The following is a 15,072-nucleotide window of genomic DNA, read 5'->3' as shown; positions in this document are numbered from 1 at the left end:
GGGGGGGGGGGGGGGGGGGGGGGGGGGGGGGGGGGGGGGGGGGGGGGGGGGGCGCCCGCCCCCCTCCCCCCCCCCCCCCCCCCCCCCCCCGTTTCTTTGGAGGGTTCTTTGACGGGGCGGCGGGAGTCCTTGGTGCTGGACCCGACGGTGCCGAATTTCCTGCACTTTGGGACTTTCCTGCCGGTTCGGGACATTCCTGCCAGAGCGCCGCGGAGGATTGTCCCCAAACGGCAGGAACGTCCCGAACTGGAGGGGTTGGGGCCGGTAACTAGACCCTGAACTTGGCGAAGACCGAGTACATGTAGTCGGTGCCCTGCTGAAGTGCCGCGGTGAAGATCCGCTCGTCATTGCCGTGCATCCCGATAAGCTGCGCATTGCTCAGGACATAGGGGTAGACGCCGTAGCCGGGGATGCCGCGGTCGCGCCACGGCGCCAGGCTGGTGCCGGCTTCGAACAGCGCAGGAGTGAAGCGGGCGCCCGGGTAGGTTTCACGCGATGCCGACTTCAGTGCGCGGAACAGGTCCGTGTTCACGTCCGCGGGCGGAGTGGCCCAGGTCTGGTCCAGTGTTGCCAGGTATTCCTCTTCGCTGACTCCCTCAGGAGCGGCGATCCGGACTTCGACATTGCTGCGGGCGAGCCGTTCGCGCACCTGGGCCAGGAAGTCCCGCGGTTTCTGTCCGCCTGGAATCGCACGGCAGTTGAGCCGGGCTTCGGCTGAGGATGGAATGACGTTCTCCTTGTATCCCGCGTTCTCGATCACGAATGCGTGGGTGGTGCGAAGGAGTGCGCTGTGAAGTGCCGGGTAGGGCGACTTGGCGATGACCATCCGTGCCCAGCGTTCGAGCACCTGCGGATTCCGCGCGTCGAGCATACGCCGCAGCGCCTGGGAGAAATGCCTGTTCCGGGTGGCCTTGGACAGCGTGCCAAAGTACTCACGGGTCACATCCGTGAGGTGGACCGGCGCCTGCCAGTCGCCCAGTTTCGCGACGGCGCGGGCCAGGGTGACTATGGCGGCGTCGTCCAGCGGTTTTGAGGAATGTGTGGCCGTGCCCCGGGCAATCAGGTCGATGTTGAAATAGACCTTGTCCTGCCGCGTCGCGCTGATGAGCATCGGTGTGGTTTCGTCGTCCTGGGCCAGGAACCAGCCGCCCTCCGTGAGGACGGAGCCGGCGTCGAGCTTGTCCCAGTGATTGGCAGCGAGCCAGCGGGAGCCAAAGGACCCGGCCTCTTCGTCGCAGTCGGTGAGCACAATGATGTCGCGGTCGAAACGGGCGCCTTCACTGAGATGGCGGAGCAGGGCCGCGATGGAAGCTGCGTTCGCGCCTTTCATGTCCAGGGCCCCGCGGCCGTAGATCTCGCCGTCGCGTACCTCGCCGCTGAAGGGGTCGGCCGTCCAGTTCTCCAGCTCCACCGGGACGACGTCGGAGTGGCCGAGCAGCAGCAGCGGCGCAGCCTGTCCGGTACCGGGAATCCGGGCGATGAGGTGCACGTTGTTTGGCTGCGGGGTGTCGATAATCTCCACCGGAACGCCGGCTCGGGTCCATACTTCCTGCAGCATCTCGGCGTGCGTTCGGGTGTTGGCGCCGGTTCCGAAGTTCTGGGTGTCGAAGGACAGCATCCGCTTGAGCAGGTCCAGCGGGTCAATGTCCGTCCCGGGGATGGCCGGTGCCGAGGGCGCGGGAACGGCCGACGGCGCGGTGAGCAGGCTCAGTCCGGCCAGGCCGGCGGCGGTGGTGCCGGCGACGCCGCCCAGGAAAGTCCTGCGTCGGACGCTGGGTGCCGGGCTGCTGTTCTCAGGTGTTGGGGTGCGCATGGTTGATCCCTCTCGGTGCGTGGCGGCTCTGTCCCAGTGAAGGACGCCGGAGCTGCCACGCTGTCAGGGGTCCTAAGCAACTCACAAGATATGAGGCCCGAATCGGGTTAAAGACGAGTTTGGGAGAGCAGAGCCGGTTGACGCTCGCCGACTGAAAAGGGCAAACTTCCGCCCCCGCCGGTACGAGGTCAGAGGTTGAGCTTTGTGAGGACCGCTCCGCTTTGGGAGGCGTTCCGGCTGGTTCGCTCCGCTTTGGGGAGATCGCTCCGCGGCGCAGCGGAGCGATTGTCACAAACCGGAGCGATCCGGGCGCCCAGCACGCGCCCCACCCCCATCCAGAACCGTCACACACAGGAACGTGCTTGTGACCTGCGTCATGCCTCCAGTACAGTAATGCCGAGCTTGATTCGAATATTGAACGAGTTGTTCAAATATCGAACACTGAAGACCCAGAGAAGTGAGGACACTGTGCAGTTCCACCACCACGGCTACGTATCCGGAGATCCGCGCATTGAGCCGGCAGCCGGCGTCGGCATTGACCGCCCCGAAGAGCTTCCGGAGGAAGTCGACGTCCTGATCGTTGGCTCCGGGCCCGCCGGAATGCTGGCCGCCGCACAGCTGTCCCAGTTCCCCAACATCACCACCCGCATCGTCGAACGCCGCGACGGCCGCCTGGTCATCGGCCAGGCCGACGGCATCCAGGCCCGCAGCGTGGAGACCTTCCAGGCCTTCGGCTTCGCGGAGGAAATCACCGCCGAGGCCTACCGCATCACCGAGATGTGCTTCTGGCGCCCGGACCCGGAGAACCCGGAGAACATCGTCCGCTCCGGCCGTGCCCTGGATGACCCGGCGGGGATCAGCGAATTCCCGCACCTGATCGTCAACCAGGCCCGCGTCCTGGACTACTTCGCCCGATTCATGGCCAACTCCCCGGCCCGCATGAAGCCCGACTACGGCTACGAATTCGTGGACCTGGAGGTCGACGACGACGCCGAGTACCCGGTCACCGTCACCCTGCGCCGCACCGCCGGAGACGACGAAGGCACCGAGCGCACGGTCAGGGCCAAGTACGTAGTGGGCTGCGACGGCGCCCGCAGCAAGGTCCGCCAGTCAATCGGCTCCACCCTGGCCGGCGACGCCGCCAACCACGCCTGGGGCGTCATGGACGTCCTGGCCTCCACCGACTTCCCGGACATCCGCACCAAGTGCGCCATCCAGTCCTCCAACGGCGGCTCCATCCTGCACATCCCGCGCGAAGGCGGACACCTGTTCCGCATGTACGTTGACCTGGGCGAAGTGCCCGAAGGCGACAACGGCGCCGTCCGCAAGACCAGCATCGACGAAATCATCGCCAAGGCCAACGCCATCCTGCACCCCTACACGCTCGACGTGCGCAACGTGGCGTGGCACAGCGTCTACGAGGTGGGCCACCGGCTCACCGACCGGTTCGACGACGTCAAGCCCGAGGAAGTCGGCACCCGCACCCCGCGCGTCTTCATCACCGGCGACGCCTGCCACACCCACAGCGCGAAGGCCGGCCAGGGCATGAACGTGTCAATGCAGGACGGCTTCAACATTGCCTGGAAGCTCGGCCACGTCCTCGACGGCCGCGCACCTGAAAGCCTGCTCTCCACCTACTCGGCCGAGCGCCAGGTAGTGGCCAAGAACCTCATCGACTTCGATAAGGAATGGTCCACCCTGATGGCCAAGAAGCCCGAGGAGTTCGAGAACCCCTCGGACCTGGAGGACTTCTACGTCCGCACCGCCGAGTTCCCGGCGGGCTTTATGACCGAATACACCCCGTCCATGCTGATCGGCGAGGCGAAGCACCAGGACCTGGCCACCGGCTTTCCCATTGGCAAGCGCTTCAAGTCCGCCCCGGTGCTGCGCGTCAGTGACACCAACCCGCTGCAGCTGGGCCACCAGGCCAAGGCTGACGGCCGCTGGCGCATCTACGTCTTCGCGGACGCCGCACCCGCCGGCACGCCGTCGGGCGTGACGGAACTGGCCGAGTGGCTGCAGAGCGCTCCGGAGTCCCCGCTCGCTGCGCAGCCGGCCGGAGGCGACGACGACGCCTGGTTCGATGTGAAGGTCATCTACCAGCAGGACCACACCGGGATCGACATTAACGCCGTGCCGTCCGTCTTCAAGCCCGAGGTGGGCCCGTTCCGGCTCACGGACCTGAACAAGGTCTACGGCGCCAACCCGGAGGAGGACATCTTCGAACTCCGCGGACTGGACCGCTCCGGCGTCGTGGTGGTGGTCCGTCCGGACCAGTACGTCGCGAACGTGCTGCCACTGACTGCGACGGCAGAACTTGCCGAGTTCTTCGCCCCGCTGGTCCCGGCACGCGAGCCGCAGCACTAAGTACGCATAAACAGAGGACCCCGGGGGGGGCCCCCCCCGTCGTCCTTTTTCTTCAGTCAGGGGCTAGGCGTGCCGGCCCTTCCGTCCGCCGAAGAACAGAACCAGGCCCGCTGTCAGGAGCAGGACAGCGACGGCACCAATTGCCAGCGCGCCGGCCGAGCCGGTTGCTGCCAGAACGGAACCCGGTACGGAGGCAGGCGCGGAAGAAGCATCCGCTGCTGACGCCGAGGGAGCACCCGGATCAGTGCCTCCCGCAGCTGGAGCGCCGGACGGGTCCGCGGAGGGAACCACTGCCGCCGGCTCTGTCGGTTCGCTTGGCTCCACAGTGGGTTCGCTTGGCTCTACCGTGGGTTCTGCGGGTGTGGTGGTGCTGGGCTCTGCCGTGGGTTCTGCGGGTGTGGTGGTGCTGGGTTCGGGTGTGGGTTCTGCGGGTGTGGTGGTGCTGGGCTCCGGCGTGGGCACTACGGGCGCGGAGGCTGCACACGGAAGCTCGCCAAGGAACGTGTGGTGGTGGAGTTCCCCGGCCCCGGCACTGTTGAAGCTGCCGGTGAGCCACTGGCCGTTGTGCGTGACATTTGAGTTGAACGCCACGCTCGCCGACGGCGCATACACGGCACCCATTTCGAGGCCGTCAACCAGCACGTTTCCGGTTACCTCGGAGAGATCCAGGAAGATGTAGCGCGCCAGGGCCTGGCCTGCTCCAGCGGAGGACCAGCCCTCAAAGTTCAACCTGCCAACCTCCGTGGTGCCGGCAGGGACCTTGATCACCAGGGGCGCCTCGGCGGTCGGACGGTAGCCGTTGGCGTTGTCACCCTTGATCGTCTTGCCGGCAACGTCGCTGTAATTGAGCACATTGGGCTTGTCCGTGGCATAGGGGCCGGGCATCACCATTGAGTTGTCGTTCTTCACGGGCACCGTGTGCGCGAGTCCGTTGGCCGGATCGTACATCGAGGCCAGGCACTGGCTGGTTCGGCTCAGCTGCGCCGCCCTGTTCGGGAAGTACGCGCCGACCGACGGTTCAGCCGTCGCCAGCAGGCTCAGGTCGGTTGCGTACCCGCTGTGGAACGGCACCGGTTTGAGGTCCAGGTTGCCCCCGTCCGTATTGGTGACACGAAGGAAGTCCCGTCCGTCGTTGCCGCCGCCGCGCGCAGAACCGGAGAGGTTCGCGGTCTGTACCAGCTTCACTCCTGCCCCGGCTTCCGGACTTCCGGGCTGGGCACTGCGGTTAGTGAGGTCGACGCTGCCTGCACCCGTGTACTCCGCAGCGAGAATGCGCACCGGGACGCCGTCGATGAGCGGCACGGTGTAATCCGCCAGCCCGGCGACCTGGTGGACCAGGGGATAGCCGTTCTGGTTGGCCGTCGAAATACGGCCGTCGACGGCGATCGATCCCTCCATTTCACCGTTGCCCAGAACCGCGTCCCCGGAGACATACAGTGTGAATCCCTGGTTCACTTCGAACGGATTGAAGCTTCCGGTCCCCGCTGCCGAGGCACCCGTGGCCCATGGCCCGGCAGCCAGGGGAGCGGCGAGCAGGGCCGCCATGACACCGGCGGAGGCCAGGACCGCGCCCGTGCGGCGTCTGGTTGGTGCTAGGTGGGTTGATCCTTCAGGTGGCAGTGGTTTCACAGTGGTTTTCCTTTGGTGGCGGACCCAGATCCGGAGCGCAGGGCTGAATGAATGGCAGCGCGGCGCGACAGGCCTGGGGCATGGGTTGGAAGCCGGTTCCCTGGTTGGGGGAAACAGGGAACCGGCGGACTGGGGGGGAGGTGAACCCGGGCGGCCGGAGAAATGCCGGCGAAAGCCTTGCTGGCTATCCGGGCGGACGGGTGGTGCGCGAAATGGCGCGGCGCGGCCAGGCGCATGGCCTTGGGCCTGAGGAAGAGAGCGGCATTTTGCCGTACACGATCTTCACCGTCGTCCTAGATTCAAAGCTGATCCCGCTCGTAGCGGGCTAGTCCCACGGAATCATGTCCCGGCGAAGACGACCGGCGCTGTGTCGCTTTCCTTGATGACCCTGTCGTCCGGCTGGACTAAGCTCGAAACTACGACGAGGTTCGCCGTCAGATGGGGATGCTGGTTCGTCTCAGAAACGGGGAGACAAATGGTGCGGGCGGGGAGCGAAGCAGCTACCTGGCTGGATGAGCTGGGCATGGACCCGCTCAGGATCGGCGGGGGCAGGCCGCCCCAAGTCCTTGAACGGCGTGTTGGTGCCGTGTGCATCCGCCGGATCTCGATGAGCCCCTTCGATAAACCCAGCACACCGCTGGTGAAGCCGAACCACGTTTTCTGGACATCAGTGCTCGCCGGGAGCCTGAAAGTTGAAGGGCGCGGCGCAGAGATACTTCTAACCAGGGAGGTCTCCACCGTCCGGCGGGGGCTGGGGGTCAGCCGGTCGAGAACGGCAGCCGGTGCTGACCTGCTTTCCCTGGCTGTTCCCCAGGACCGGATACGGGACCGGGGGCTGAAGACCGAGCAGCTGCTGCTGCCGGTGGATGCGCTGGCCAGGAGTGCCCAGGACTATCTCTTGATGCTTCTGCGGCGGCGATTCGATTCCGCTTCGCCGGCCAATGCCAGTCTGGGAGCAGTTGCCGAGGAGATGCTGGTCGCCATGCTGATGGAGCAGGAAGGCTACCGTGCCGATTCGGCGTCCGTGTCAGGTGCCCTCCGCCTGCGCGCGGAAGCCATGATCCAGTCCCGCTGCACGGACCAGGAGACCGGGCCGCAAACAGTTGCAGATGCGCTGGGAGTTTCGCTGCGGAGCCTGCAGCGTGCCTACGCGGAGGCGGGAACCACTGTTTCCGCCCGGATTGATGGTCATCGCCGGGCCAAGGCCGAGCAGTTGATACGGGGTTCTGCCCGAATGAGCTTTGACGAAGTCGCGGCGAAGGCCGGTTTCCGCTCGACGTACCAGCTTCGCCGCGTGATTCAGCAGACCCACGGAGTGTCACTGCGGGAGTTCCGGCGACACACGGGTCCCTCGCAGTTTCCTTAGCCGGAGGGGAACGCCCGAAAAAGGTGCTTACACAGGGACGGACTCTACCCGTGCAAGGTGTCCGCGCCACAGCGCAGCGGCGTAGCGTGTAGCCAGTATCTGCGTTCAAATCCTGCCCCGCCCTAACCGTGCGTGGCGTATGCCGATCGCTGGAAGACCTGCCATGGCCGAGCCCGCAGCTAAGAGCCATCCGGAGGGCAGCCGTGTCCGGAGGCTCGCCGCGGCATCGATTCCGGCGCTCCTGACCGGGGTGCTTTCCGCCCTGATCCTCTTCGCCTTCGACGAGCTCAGCCTGCTGCTGCAGCACCTGCTCTGGGAAAACCTGCCGCACGCAGCCGGGATCAACCCGGACAGTGGCTGGTGGATCTTCGGCATGCTCACCGCCACCGGCCTGGCGGTCGGACTGATCGTGAAGTACGTGCCGGGCCACGCCGGCCCGGACTCGGCTGCCTCCGAACTTGGCGGCCCCGCCCTGCCGCTGCGGGTAGTGCCTGGCCTGGCTGCTGCCGCCGTCGTGGGTCTGGCGGGCGGAGTCAGCCTGGGCCCGGAGAATCCGATCATCGCCATCAACACCGCGGTGATGACCGTGCTCCTGGCCCGCGCCTTTCCCCGCGTGCCGGCGAAACTCGTGGCCGGACTGGCCGTCGCCGGAACCGTGGGGGCGCTGTTCGGCACCCCCGTCGCCGCAGCCCTGCTGTTCACCGGTCTGGCCGGATCCATGGCCACCAAAGGAGCACTCTTCGACAAGCTGTTCCTTCCGCTGGTTGCTGCCGGTGCCGGCGCTGCAACCATGACCCTGCTGGGCGGAACGCTGCTGAGCTTTACGGTTCCGCCCGCAGGGGTGCACACCGGGTGGGACGTGCTCGCTGCCCTGGTCATCGCGCCTGCCGCAGCAGCGTTCGGACTGCTGGGCGTCGCCGCGTTCCTGCGGGCGCACCGCTGGGCCCGCAGGCTGCGGAGCCCGGTCCTGTTCACCACCCTGGGCGGGGCCGTGCTGGGACTGCTCGGCGTGCTGGGCGGTCCGCTGACCCTCTTCAAAGGTGCCGAGGAATCAGCTGAACTGCTCGGCAGCGGACCGGAGCCCTTCGGAACGCTCCTGCTGCTGACGGCCGTCAAACTCGCGGCCCTGGTAGTCGCGGCAGCCACCGGGTTCCGCGGCGGGCGGATCTTCCCCGCCGTGTTCACCGGCGTTGCGTTTGGCCTCGCCGCCCAGGCCCTGGTCCCCGCCGTGCCGGTGAGCGTCGCCGTCTCCGCAGCGGTGCTCGGCCTGGTTCTGGCGGTAGCCCGCGACGGCTGGATGGCCCTGTTCATCGCCGTCGTCATCACGGGGGACGTGACGGTGACGGCGCTGATGTGCCTGGCCGTGCTGCCGGCCTGGCTGGTGGTGACCAGCGCTCCGCACATGCTCGCGGAGGACGGCGGCGGGCCCCCCAGCCGAACCGCCTAGCGCTCCTGGGGGCTGTCGGAGCAGGGGAAGCCGGGATACGATTCCGGCCACAGTCCGTTGCGAACACAGTCCATTGCAAAGGAGCAAGGCATGAAAGCTGTTCGGGTGCACGCCTACGGGGAGGACGCACGCATTGACGAGGTGCCGGAACCGGAAATCACCGGTCCGTGGGACGTGCTGGTGCAGGTGGGAGCCGCTGGAGTCTGCCGCACGGACCTGCACGTCCTCGAGGGGCAGTGGGACGCGATCCAGCGGCCGGAACTGCCCTACATCCTGGGCCACGAGAACGCCGGCTGGGTGCTGGAGACCGGGTCCGCAGTGACCAACGTCCAGCCCGGGGACACGGTGATTCTGCACCCCCTGGTTACCTGCGGGCTTTGCGCCCCGTGCCGGGCCGGGCAGGACTCGCACTGTGAAGCCTCCGCCTTCCCGGGCCTGAACACCGACGGCGGCATGGCCGAACTGCTCAAGACCAGCGCCCGTGCCGTGGTGAAGCTGGATCCCTCCGTGGCGCCGTCGGACGTCGCCGCCCTGGCCGACGCCGGCCTCACCGCCTACCACGCCGTGCGCAAGGCAGTGCCGCTGCTGCCCCCGGGATCCGAAGCGGTGGTGATCGGCGCCGGCGGGCTGGGACACATCGGCGTGCAGTCCCTCAAAGCGCTGACCGGAGCGCACATCACCGTGGTGGACACCTCGGATTCGGCGCTGGCGCTGGCGAAGGAACTCGGTGCCGACGCGACCGTGAACCCCAACGACCTGCATCCCGCGGCGCGCGCCGTCGGCGAACCTCCGGCAGACGCCGTCGTGCTGGCGGTCCTGGACATCACCTGCGGGGGAGCGCACGTGGTCTTCGACTTTGTGGGCGAGCACGGCACCGAAATCACCGGTCCGGCCATGCTCCGCAACCGCGGCAGCTACTACGCCATCGGCTACGGCGGAACGCTGGCCCTGCCCACCATCGACCTGATCTCCCGCGAAATCAGCGTGGTGGGAAACCTGGTGGGCACCTACCAGGACCTGGCAGAGCTGATGACGCTGAACTCGCAGGGAGAGATCACCCTGCACACCACCACCTATGACCTCCAGGACGCAGTCCAGGCGCTGCACGATCTGGACGCAGGAAAACTCACCGGCCGGGCCATCCTGGTCCCGGAGCAGAAAGGCTGACAATGACGTTTCCCGCCAAGTACCCCACGTTGAACCAGACCAACCTCACCCCCGAAGCCCGGGCCATCCTGGAACGGATCATCCGCGTCGCGTTTCCGCATCCGAACTTCCCGGATGCCGCCTACCAGCGGATGGCCGACCGGATCGTCGCCGAAGCCGATTCCTCCACCTGGTTCCGGGTGGTGCTCACGCAGGGTCTGATCGCCCTGGGCGCCCAGTCCGAGGAACCCTTCCTGGAACTCTCCGACGAGCGGGCGCTGGCGGTGCTGCGGCGGGTCTCGGACCTTGAGTTCTTCGGGTTCATCCGGCGGACCACGGTGCTGAACCTTTATGACGATCCGGAGGTCTGGGAAGTGCTCGGCTACGAAGGGGCGTCCTTCGACAAGGGCGGGTACTTGAACCGCGGCTTCGATGACCTGGACTGGCTGCCCACCCCGCGGGTCGAAGGCGCCGCGGAGCAGCTGCCGGACACCGGCCCCCTGCCGTACCTGGTGGGACAACCCGCGGAAGGCCCCGCGGCTGCGGGGACCGACGCCGCTGCAGGCAGTTTCGACAGTGCACCGGACCGCGATGCCGCGGCCGGGTCAAAAGCTGCCCGCGCCGCCGGGCCGGCCCCCGAATCAGGAACCGACGCCCAGGCGCCGCAGGAGCGCGGAGGAGGAACCAAATGAGCACCCAGAGTTTCCAGCCTGTAGAGAGTGCTGATCCGCTGGCCCAGTCAGCACACTTTGAGCACGACGACGACTCCGTGGTGGTGATTGTCGGCTCCGGTGCCGGCGGGGGCACCCTGGCCCACGAACTCGTGGAAAAGGGTGTGAAGGTAGTGCTCCTGGAAGCAGGGGCGTTCCTCACCAACTCCGACTATGTGAACAACGAGTGGGAAGCATTCAACCAGATGGCCTGGCTGGATCCGCGCACCACGTCCGGGTCCTGGCGCATTGCTCGGGATTTCCCCAATCTGCCGGCGTGGATCGTCAAGGCAGTGGGCGGAACCACCACGCACTGGTCCGGCGCCACCCCGCGGTTCAAGAAACACGAATTTGCTGCCCGCAGCACCTACGGGAGGATCGACGGCGCCAGCCTCCTGGACTGGCCGCTCACCCTGGATGACCTCGAACCCTACTATGACCGGGCCGAGCGGAAAATGGGCTCCACCCACGTCCACGGCCGCCCGCCGCTGCCGGCGAATAACAACTACAAGGTCTTCGCCAACGGTGCGGAGAAACTGGGCTACCGGCACTTCGCCACCGGCCCGTATGCCACCAACGCGGAGCCGTACGACGGCCGCCCTGCCTCCGTGCAGGACGGCTTCAACTTCCAGGGTGACAAGTCAGGCGCCAAGTGGTCGATCCTGGTCTCGGAGATCCCCAAAGCCTTCAAGACCGGCCTGCTGGATCTGCGCCCCGGCTGCCACGCCGTGCAGATCACCCACACTCCCGCCGGCAAGGTGGACGGGGTTGTCTACGCCGATGCCGACGGGCAGCTGCAGCGGCAGAAGGCACGCGTGGTGGCGGTGGCCGGCAACGCGATCGAGACGCCCCGGCTGCTGCTTCTCTCCGCCTCCCCGCTCTTCCCGGACGGACTGGCCAACTCCTCCGGCGAAGTGGGCCGGAACTACATGCGGCACACCACCGGCTCGGTGTACGCCCAGTTCGACTCACCTGTCCACATGTACCGGGGTGAAACCATGGCCGGGCTGATCGCGGACGAGTCCCGGCACGACCCCGACCGCGGATTCGCCGGGGGCTACTACATGGAAACCATCTCCCTGGGACCGGCCTTCCTGGCCTCCTTCGTGGACCCGGGCGCCTGGGGGCCTGGCTTCGCCGCGATCCTGGACGGTTACCGGCGCACGGCCGGCATGTGGATCGTGGGGGAGGATATGCCCCAGGTGGGCAACCGCATCACGCTGAACTCCACGGTCACGGATCCGCTGGGGCTGCCCGTTCCGAACGTGCATTTTGACGACCACCCCAACGACGTCGCCATGCGTGAACACGGCTACGGCCAGGGCCAGGCGCTGTATGAGGCTGTGGGGGCAGTGTCGGCGGTCCGGACCCCGCCGTATCCCTCCACCCACAACCTCGGCACGGCCCGGATGAGTGCCCGGCCGGAGGACGGAGTGTGCAACGGATTCGGCCAGACGCACGATGTGCCGAACCTCTATATCTCCGACGGCTCCCAGTTCACCACCGGGGCAGCCGCCAACCCGACCCTGACCATCGTGGCGCTGGCCATCCGGCAGGCAGAGCACATCGCCGCCCAGATGGCAGGAGGAGCAATCTGAGCGCGCCGGCCAGCGACCGCGCTGCCGTGCTGGGCGGCGGAGTCCTGGGCCTCTCCACAGCGGTGGAACTGCTCCGCGGCGGCACCGAGGTGCTCCTGCTGACCGAGGGGAAGGTGGGCAGCGGGGCTTCAGGGCGCTCGCTGGCCTGGCTGAACGCCGGCGGCGCCTATTCGGACCCGTACTTCCGGCTGCGGATGGCCGGGATTGACCGTTACCGCACGCTGCTGGCGCAGCATCCGGGAGCGGACTGGCTGGCATTCAACGGCGGGCTCTACTGGGACGACGACCCGTTCGCGGTGATCGAGCGGCACAACCGGCAGACCCGCGAAGGGTACGAGGCGCGGATGCTGGCGCGCGACGCCGCCGCCTCCGCCGTGCCCGGGATCGACCCCGGTGTGCTTCCGCACCGGGTGCTGGTCAACCCCGGCGAGGGGTGGGTGGCGCTGCCGCAGCTGCTCCGGCTGCTCGCCGAGGAATTCACCGTCCGCGGCGGAACCCTGGTCGAGGACGCCGGACTGTGTTCACTCCTGACCGGGCCCGACGGCAGGGCCGCCGGTGTGCGGACAGCCGCCGGGGAGGAATTCGGTGCCGGAACGGTGGTTGTGGCCTGCGGCGCCGGCACCCCGGCAGTCCTGGCCGAAGCCGGGGTGGAGCTGCCCGATGCTTCTGACCCGGCCGTCCTGCTGATCTCCGAGCCGCTGGAGCACGGACTGCAGGCCGTGCTGAACACTCCGCGGATCTCGGTTCGGCCGCACCCCGGCGGCCGGCTGGCCATGGACCACACCTGGTACCTGGACCTGGTCCAGCGGCGGGAGGACGGCAGCTGGGATGTGCCGGCGGACGTCCTTCAGGAAGCAGCAGCTGAAGCCAGCCGCCTGCTCGCAGGAAACCCGGAGGTGCGGGTCCAGTCCTGGCATGCCGGCCTGAAACCCGTGCCCGGAGACGGGGATCCGGTGCTGGGCGAGCTGCGGGCACTGCCGGGATGCTGGGCAGTTTTTACGCACTCCGGGGCCACGCTGGGGCTGATCGCCGGGGAACTGGTGGCGGATGAAATCCTTTCCGGCCGCCGGCACCCGCTGCTGGAACCGTTCCGCCCCGAGCGGTTCAGCTTCGGCTGGGAATCCTGACAGCGGGCACGGAACGGACGTTAGACCGGCGGGCTTTCACCCGGACCCGGTCAGGCGCCGGCGCGTGTCCCGGCAGGTGCCCCCGCGGGCTCCTCGGCCGGACCCTGCGCGTCAGCCGCCGCGGGAGCCGCCAGCAGCTCCGAGAACGCCAGCTCGGCAGCCCCCACGAGCAGCAGGTCCGCGCCCAGCGCTGCCCGGCGGATGTCCACCTGCCGGCCCAGGCCACCAATGGCCCCCTGCGTCACCGCGTCCTGCAGCCGCTCCGGGTCGAAGGAAAACAGGACTCCCAGGAACCCGCCCAGCAGGATGGTCCGCGGATTGAAGATGTTCACAAAGTTGACCAGTGCCTCGGCCAGCAGATCCAGCTGGCGGGCAGCCACGGCGTCGAACTCCGCGGTACGGCGGCCGGCCATGGCAGCTTCCAGCTCATCCAGGTCCGCGTGCCCGAGTCCCAGCGGCGCCAGCAGCCCGCCCAGGTTCACCTCAGTTTCAAGACAGCCGCGCCGGCCGCAGAAGCAGGACAGCCCGTCCGAGCGGACCAGCGTGTGGCCCAGTTCCCCGGCGAACCCGGCCTGCCCGCCCAGCGGCACACCGCCGACGACGGCGCCGCCGCCAATTCCACTGGCACTGCCGTTGAGGTACACCACGTCCGTCTCTCCAACGCCGGCCCCGAAGAGGGACTCGGCGAGGGTGCCCAGGGTGGCGTCATTGCCGGCGAAGGCGCGCAGGCCGAGCGTCGAGGACAGCGCCTGTGCCAGCGGTTCGTCCCTCCAGCCCAGGTGCGGGGCCAGCCGCACTGACCCGTCAGTGCTGTCCACCAGCCCGGGGACTGCCGCCCCAACTCCCACGATCCGGTCCATCGTGGCGAGCTCGGCTGCCATTCCTTCCACCACGGCCCGTGTGATGCTCAGCGTCTCGGGGACACCGGGTACGGCGGCGGCGTCGTAACGGACCCGGCGGTGAACCTTCCCGCCCAGGCCCACCAGACCCACCGTGACGGCGTCGACGTCGGGATGCACCGCCAGCGCAGCAACACGTTCATTGGGGTGGACCAGCGGACTGGGCCGGCCGGCGCGGCCGGCGGCAGCGGGTTCGGTTTCATACGCCAGCCCCAGCCGGGACAGTTCAACGGCCAGCGCTCCGATGGTTGACCGGTTGAACCCGGTGAGCCGGGTCAGCTCTGCCCGGGACAGCGCTCCGCGGCGGTGCAGCAGGGTCAGCACCCGGGAGAGGTTCTGTACGCGGATGCTCTCTGTGGCCGGTTTGCTCGGCATGCTGGGTCCTTTGCGGAGGAGACTGAACGATTGATTGTTGCACGGAACACCATTTCCAACAGTACGTTTCGCGAGCAAAAGCGCTCCGGGAATTCATTGACAGCCATCCGGGCAGTGCATATGTTGTTGTGCACAACTAATTCAGCGGACCCACTTTCTGGAGCAGAGCACCATGACAAAGACGCCAACACCTGCCGACCGCTTCACCTTTGGACTCTGGACCGTGGGGTGGACGGGCAATGACCCGTTCGGCACCGCGACCCGTTCAGACCTGGACCCCGTGGAAGCCGTCCACAAACTGGCTGACCTGGGCGCCTACGGCGTTACCTTCCACGACGATGACCTGGTGCCGTTCGGCTCCTCCTCCCAGGAACGGGACCTGATCCTCAAGCGCTTCCGCGCCGCGCTGGCCGAAACCGGCCTGCAGGTGCCAATGATCACCACCAACCTGTTCAGCCACCCGGTGTTCAAGGACGGCGGTTTTTCCTCGAATGACCGCTCGGTGCGCCGCTTCGCCCTGCGCAAGGTGCTGCGCAACCTGGACCTCGCCGCCGAGCTTGGTGCGAAGACATTCGTGATGTGGGGCGGGCGGGAG

At 67.5% G+C, this 15,072-nt stretch carries 11 protein-coding genes; 8 read left to right on the top strand and 3 right to left on the bottom strand.

Translation table 11 applies throughout. From position 1 onward, the window contains the following. Window positions 1–268: 268 nt before the first annotated feature. Window positions 269–1,813 (bottom strand): M20/M25/M40 family metallo-hydrolase, encoded by a 1,545-nt coding sequence (locus tag TVC13_RS16990; protein ID WP_422402319.1) that lies wholly within the window; start codon window positions 1,811–1,813, stop codon window positions 269–271. 468 nt (window positions 1,814–2,281) lie between these two features. On the opposite strand from TVC13_RS16990, the gene TVC13_RS16985 reads away from it, so the two are divergent. Next, window positions 2,282–4,180 (top strand): FAD-binding monooxygenase, encoded by a 1,899-nt coding sequence (locus TVC13_RS16985; protein WP_422402318.1) that lies wholly within the window; start codon window positions 2,282–2,284, stop codon window positions 4,178–4,180. Between the two features lie 63 nt (window positions 4,181–4,243). On the opposite strand, the gene TVC13_RS16980 is transcribed toward TVC13_RS16985, so the two are convergent. Further along, window positions 4,244–5,809, bottom strand: coding sequence for a collagen-binding domain-containing protein (locus tag TVC13_RS16980; RefSeq protein WP_422402317.1), 1,566 nt, complete (start codon window positions 5,807–5,809; stop codon window positions 4,244–4,246). A 475-nt stretch (window positions 5,810–6,284) separates the two neighbouring features. Here TVC13_RS16980 and TVC13_RS16975 point away from each other — a divergent pair, with 475 nt between their 5' ends. The 6 genes from TVC13_RS16975 to TVC13_RS16950 all read left to right on the top strand — a co-directional run bounded on the left by TVC13_RS16975 (window position 6,285) and on the right by TVC13_RS16950 (window position 13,203). Continuing rightward, window positions 6,285–7,175, top strand: coding sequence for a helix-turn-helix domain-containing protein (locus TVC13_RS16975; RefSeq protein WP_422402316.1), 891 nt, complete (start codon window positions 6,285–6,287; stop codon window positions 7,173–7,175). Between the two features lie 163 nt (window positions 7,176–7,338). Continuing rightward, window positions 7,339–8,622, top strand: a complete 1,284-nt coding sequence (locus TVC13_RS16970) for an ion channel protein (protein ID WP_422402315.1) — start codon at window positions 7,339–7,341, stop codon at window positions 8,620–8,622. Window positions 8,623–8,712: 90 nt separating this feature from the next. Next, window positions 8,713–9,789: an NAD(P)-dependent alcohol dehydrogenase gene (locus tag TVC13_RS16965; protein ID WP_422402314.1), complete on the top strand. Its 1,077-nt coding sequence runs from the start codon at window positions 8,713–8,715 to the stop codon at window positions 9,787–9,789. Between the two features lie 2 nt (window positions 9,790–9,791). Continuing rightward, a complete protein-coding gene (locus TVC13_RS16960; RefSeq protein ID WP_422402313.1) occupies window positions 9,792–10,460 on the top strand; it encodes a hypothetical protein in 669 nt (222 codons plus the stop codon). Beyond that, a complete protein-coding gene (locus TVC13_RS16955) occupies window positions 10,457–12,076 on the top strand; it encodes a GMC family oxidoreductase (protein ID WP_422402312.1) in 1,620 nt (539 codons plus the stop codon). The genes TVC13_RS16960 and TVC13_RS16955 overlap by 4 nt, the downstream gene beginning before the upstream one ends. Window positions 12,077–12,102: 26 nt before the next feature. Then, window positions 12,103–13,203, top strand: a complete 1,101-nt coding sequence (locus tag TVC13_RS16950; RefSeq protein WP_422402311.1) for an NAD(P)/FAD-dependent oxidoreductase — start codon at window positions 12,103–12,105, stop codon at window positions 13,201–13,203. Between the two features lie 50 nt (window positions 13,204–13,253). Here TVC13_RS16950 and TVC13_RS16945 read toward each other — a convergent pair whose 3' ends face one another. Beyond that, window positions 13,254–14,477, bottom strand: a complete 1,224-nt coding sequence (locus TVC13_RS16945) for an ROK family transcriptional regulator (protein ID WP_422402310.1) — start codon at window positions 14,475–14,477, stop codon at window positions 13,254–13,256. Between the two features lie 172 nt (window positions 14,478–14,649). Between TVC13_RS16945 and TVC13_RS16940 the strand changes: the two genes are divergently transcribed. Next, window positions 14,650–15,072, top strand: a 423-nt coding sequence (locus tag TVC13_RS16940) for a TIM barrel protein (RefSeq protein WP_422402309.1), incomplete at its 3' end; no start/stop codon positions are given.

It is taken from the genome of Arthrobacter sp. 3Tela_A (assembly GCF_049311025.1).
Lineage (GTDB): Bacteria > Actinomycetota > Actinomycetes > Actinomycetales > Micrococcaceae > Arthrobacter_B.
Note: the sequence above shows the minus strand (reverse complement) of the source record. Positions and strands in the feature narration are given on the sequence as shown.

Bases quoted from the DNA above. Each gene is read 5' to 3' on its own strand.
- TVC13_RS16990 (WP_422402319.1), bottom strand. From the start codon at position 1,813: ATGCGCACCCCAACACCTGAGAACAGCAGCCCGGCACCCAGCGTCCGA.
- TVC13_RS16975 (WP_422402316.1), top strand. From the start codon at position 6,285: ATGGTGCGGGCGGGGAGCGAAGCAGCTACCTGGCTGGATGAGCTGGGC.
- TVC13_RS16970 (WP_422402315.1), top strand. From the start codon at position 7,339: ATGGCCGAGCCCGCAGCTAAGAGCCATCCGGAGGGCAGCCGTGTCCGG.
- TVC13_RS16965 (WP_422402314.1), top strand. From the start codon at position 8,713: ATGAAAGCTGTTCGGGTGCACGCCTACGGGGAGGACGCACGCATTGAC.
- TVC13_RS16960 (WP_422402313.1), top strand. From the start codon at position 9,792: ATGACGTTTCCCGCCAAGTACCCCACGTTGAACCAGACCAACCTCACC.
- TVC13_RS16955 (WP_422402312.1), top strand. From the start codon at position 10,457: ATGAGCACCCAGAGTTTCCAGCCTGTAGAGAGTGCTGATCCGCTGGCC.
- TVC13_RS16945 (WP_422402310.1), bottom strand. From the start codon at position 14,477: ATGCCGAGCAAACCGGCCACAGAGAGCATCCGCGTACAGAACCTCTCC.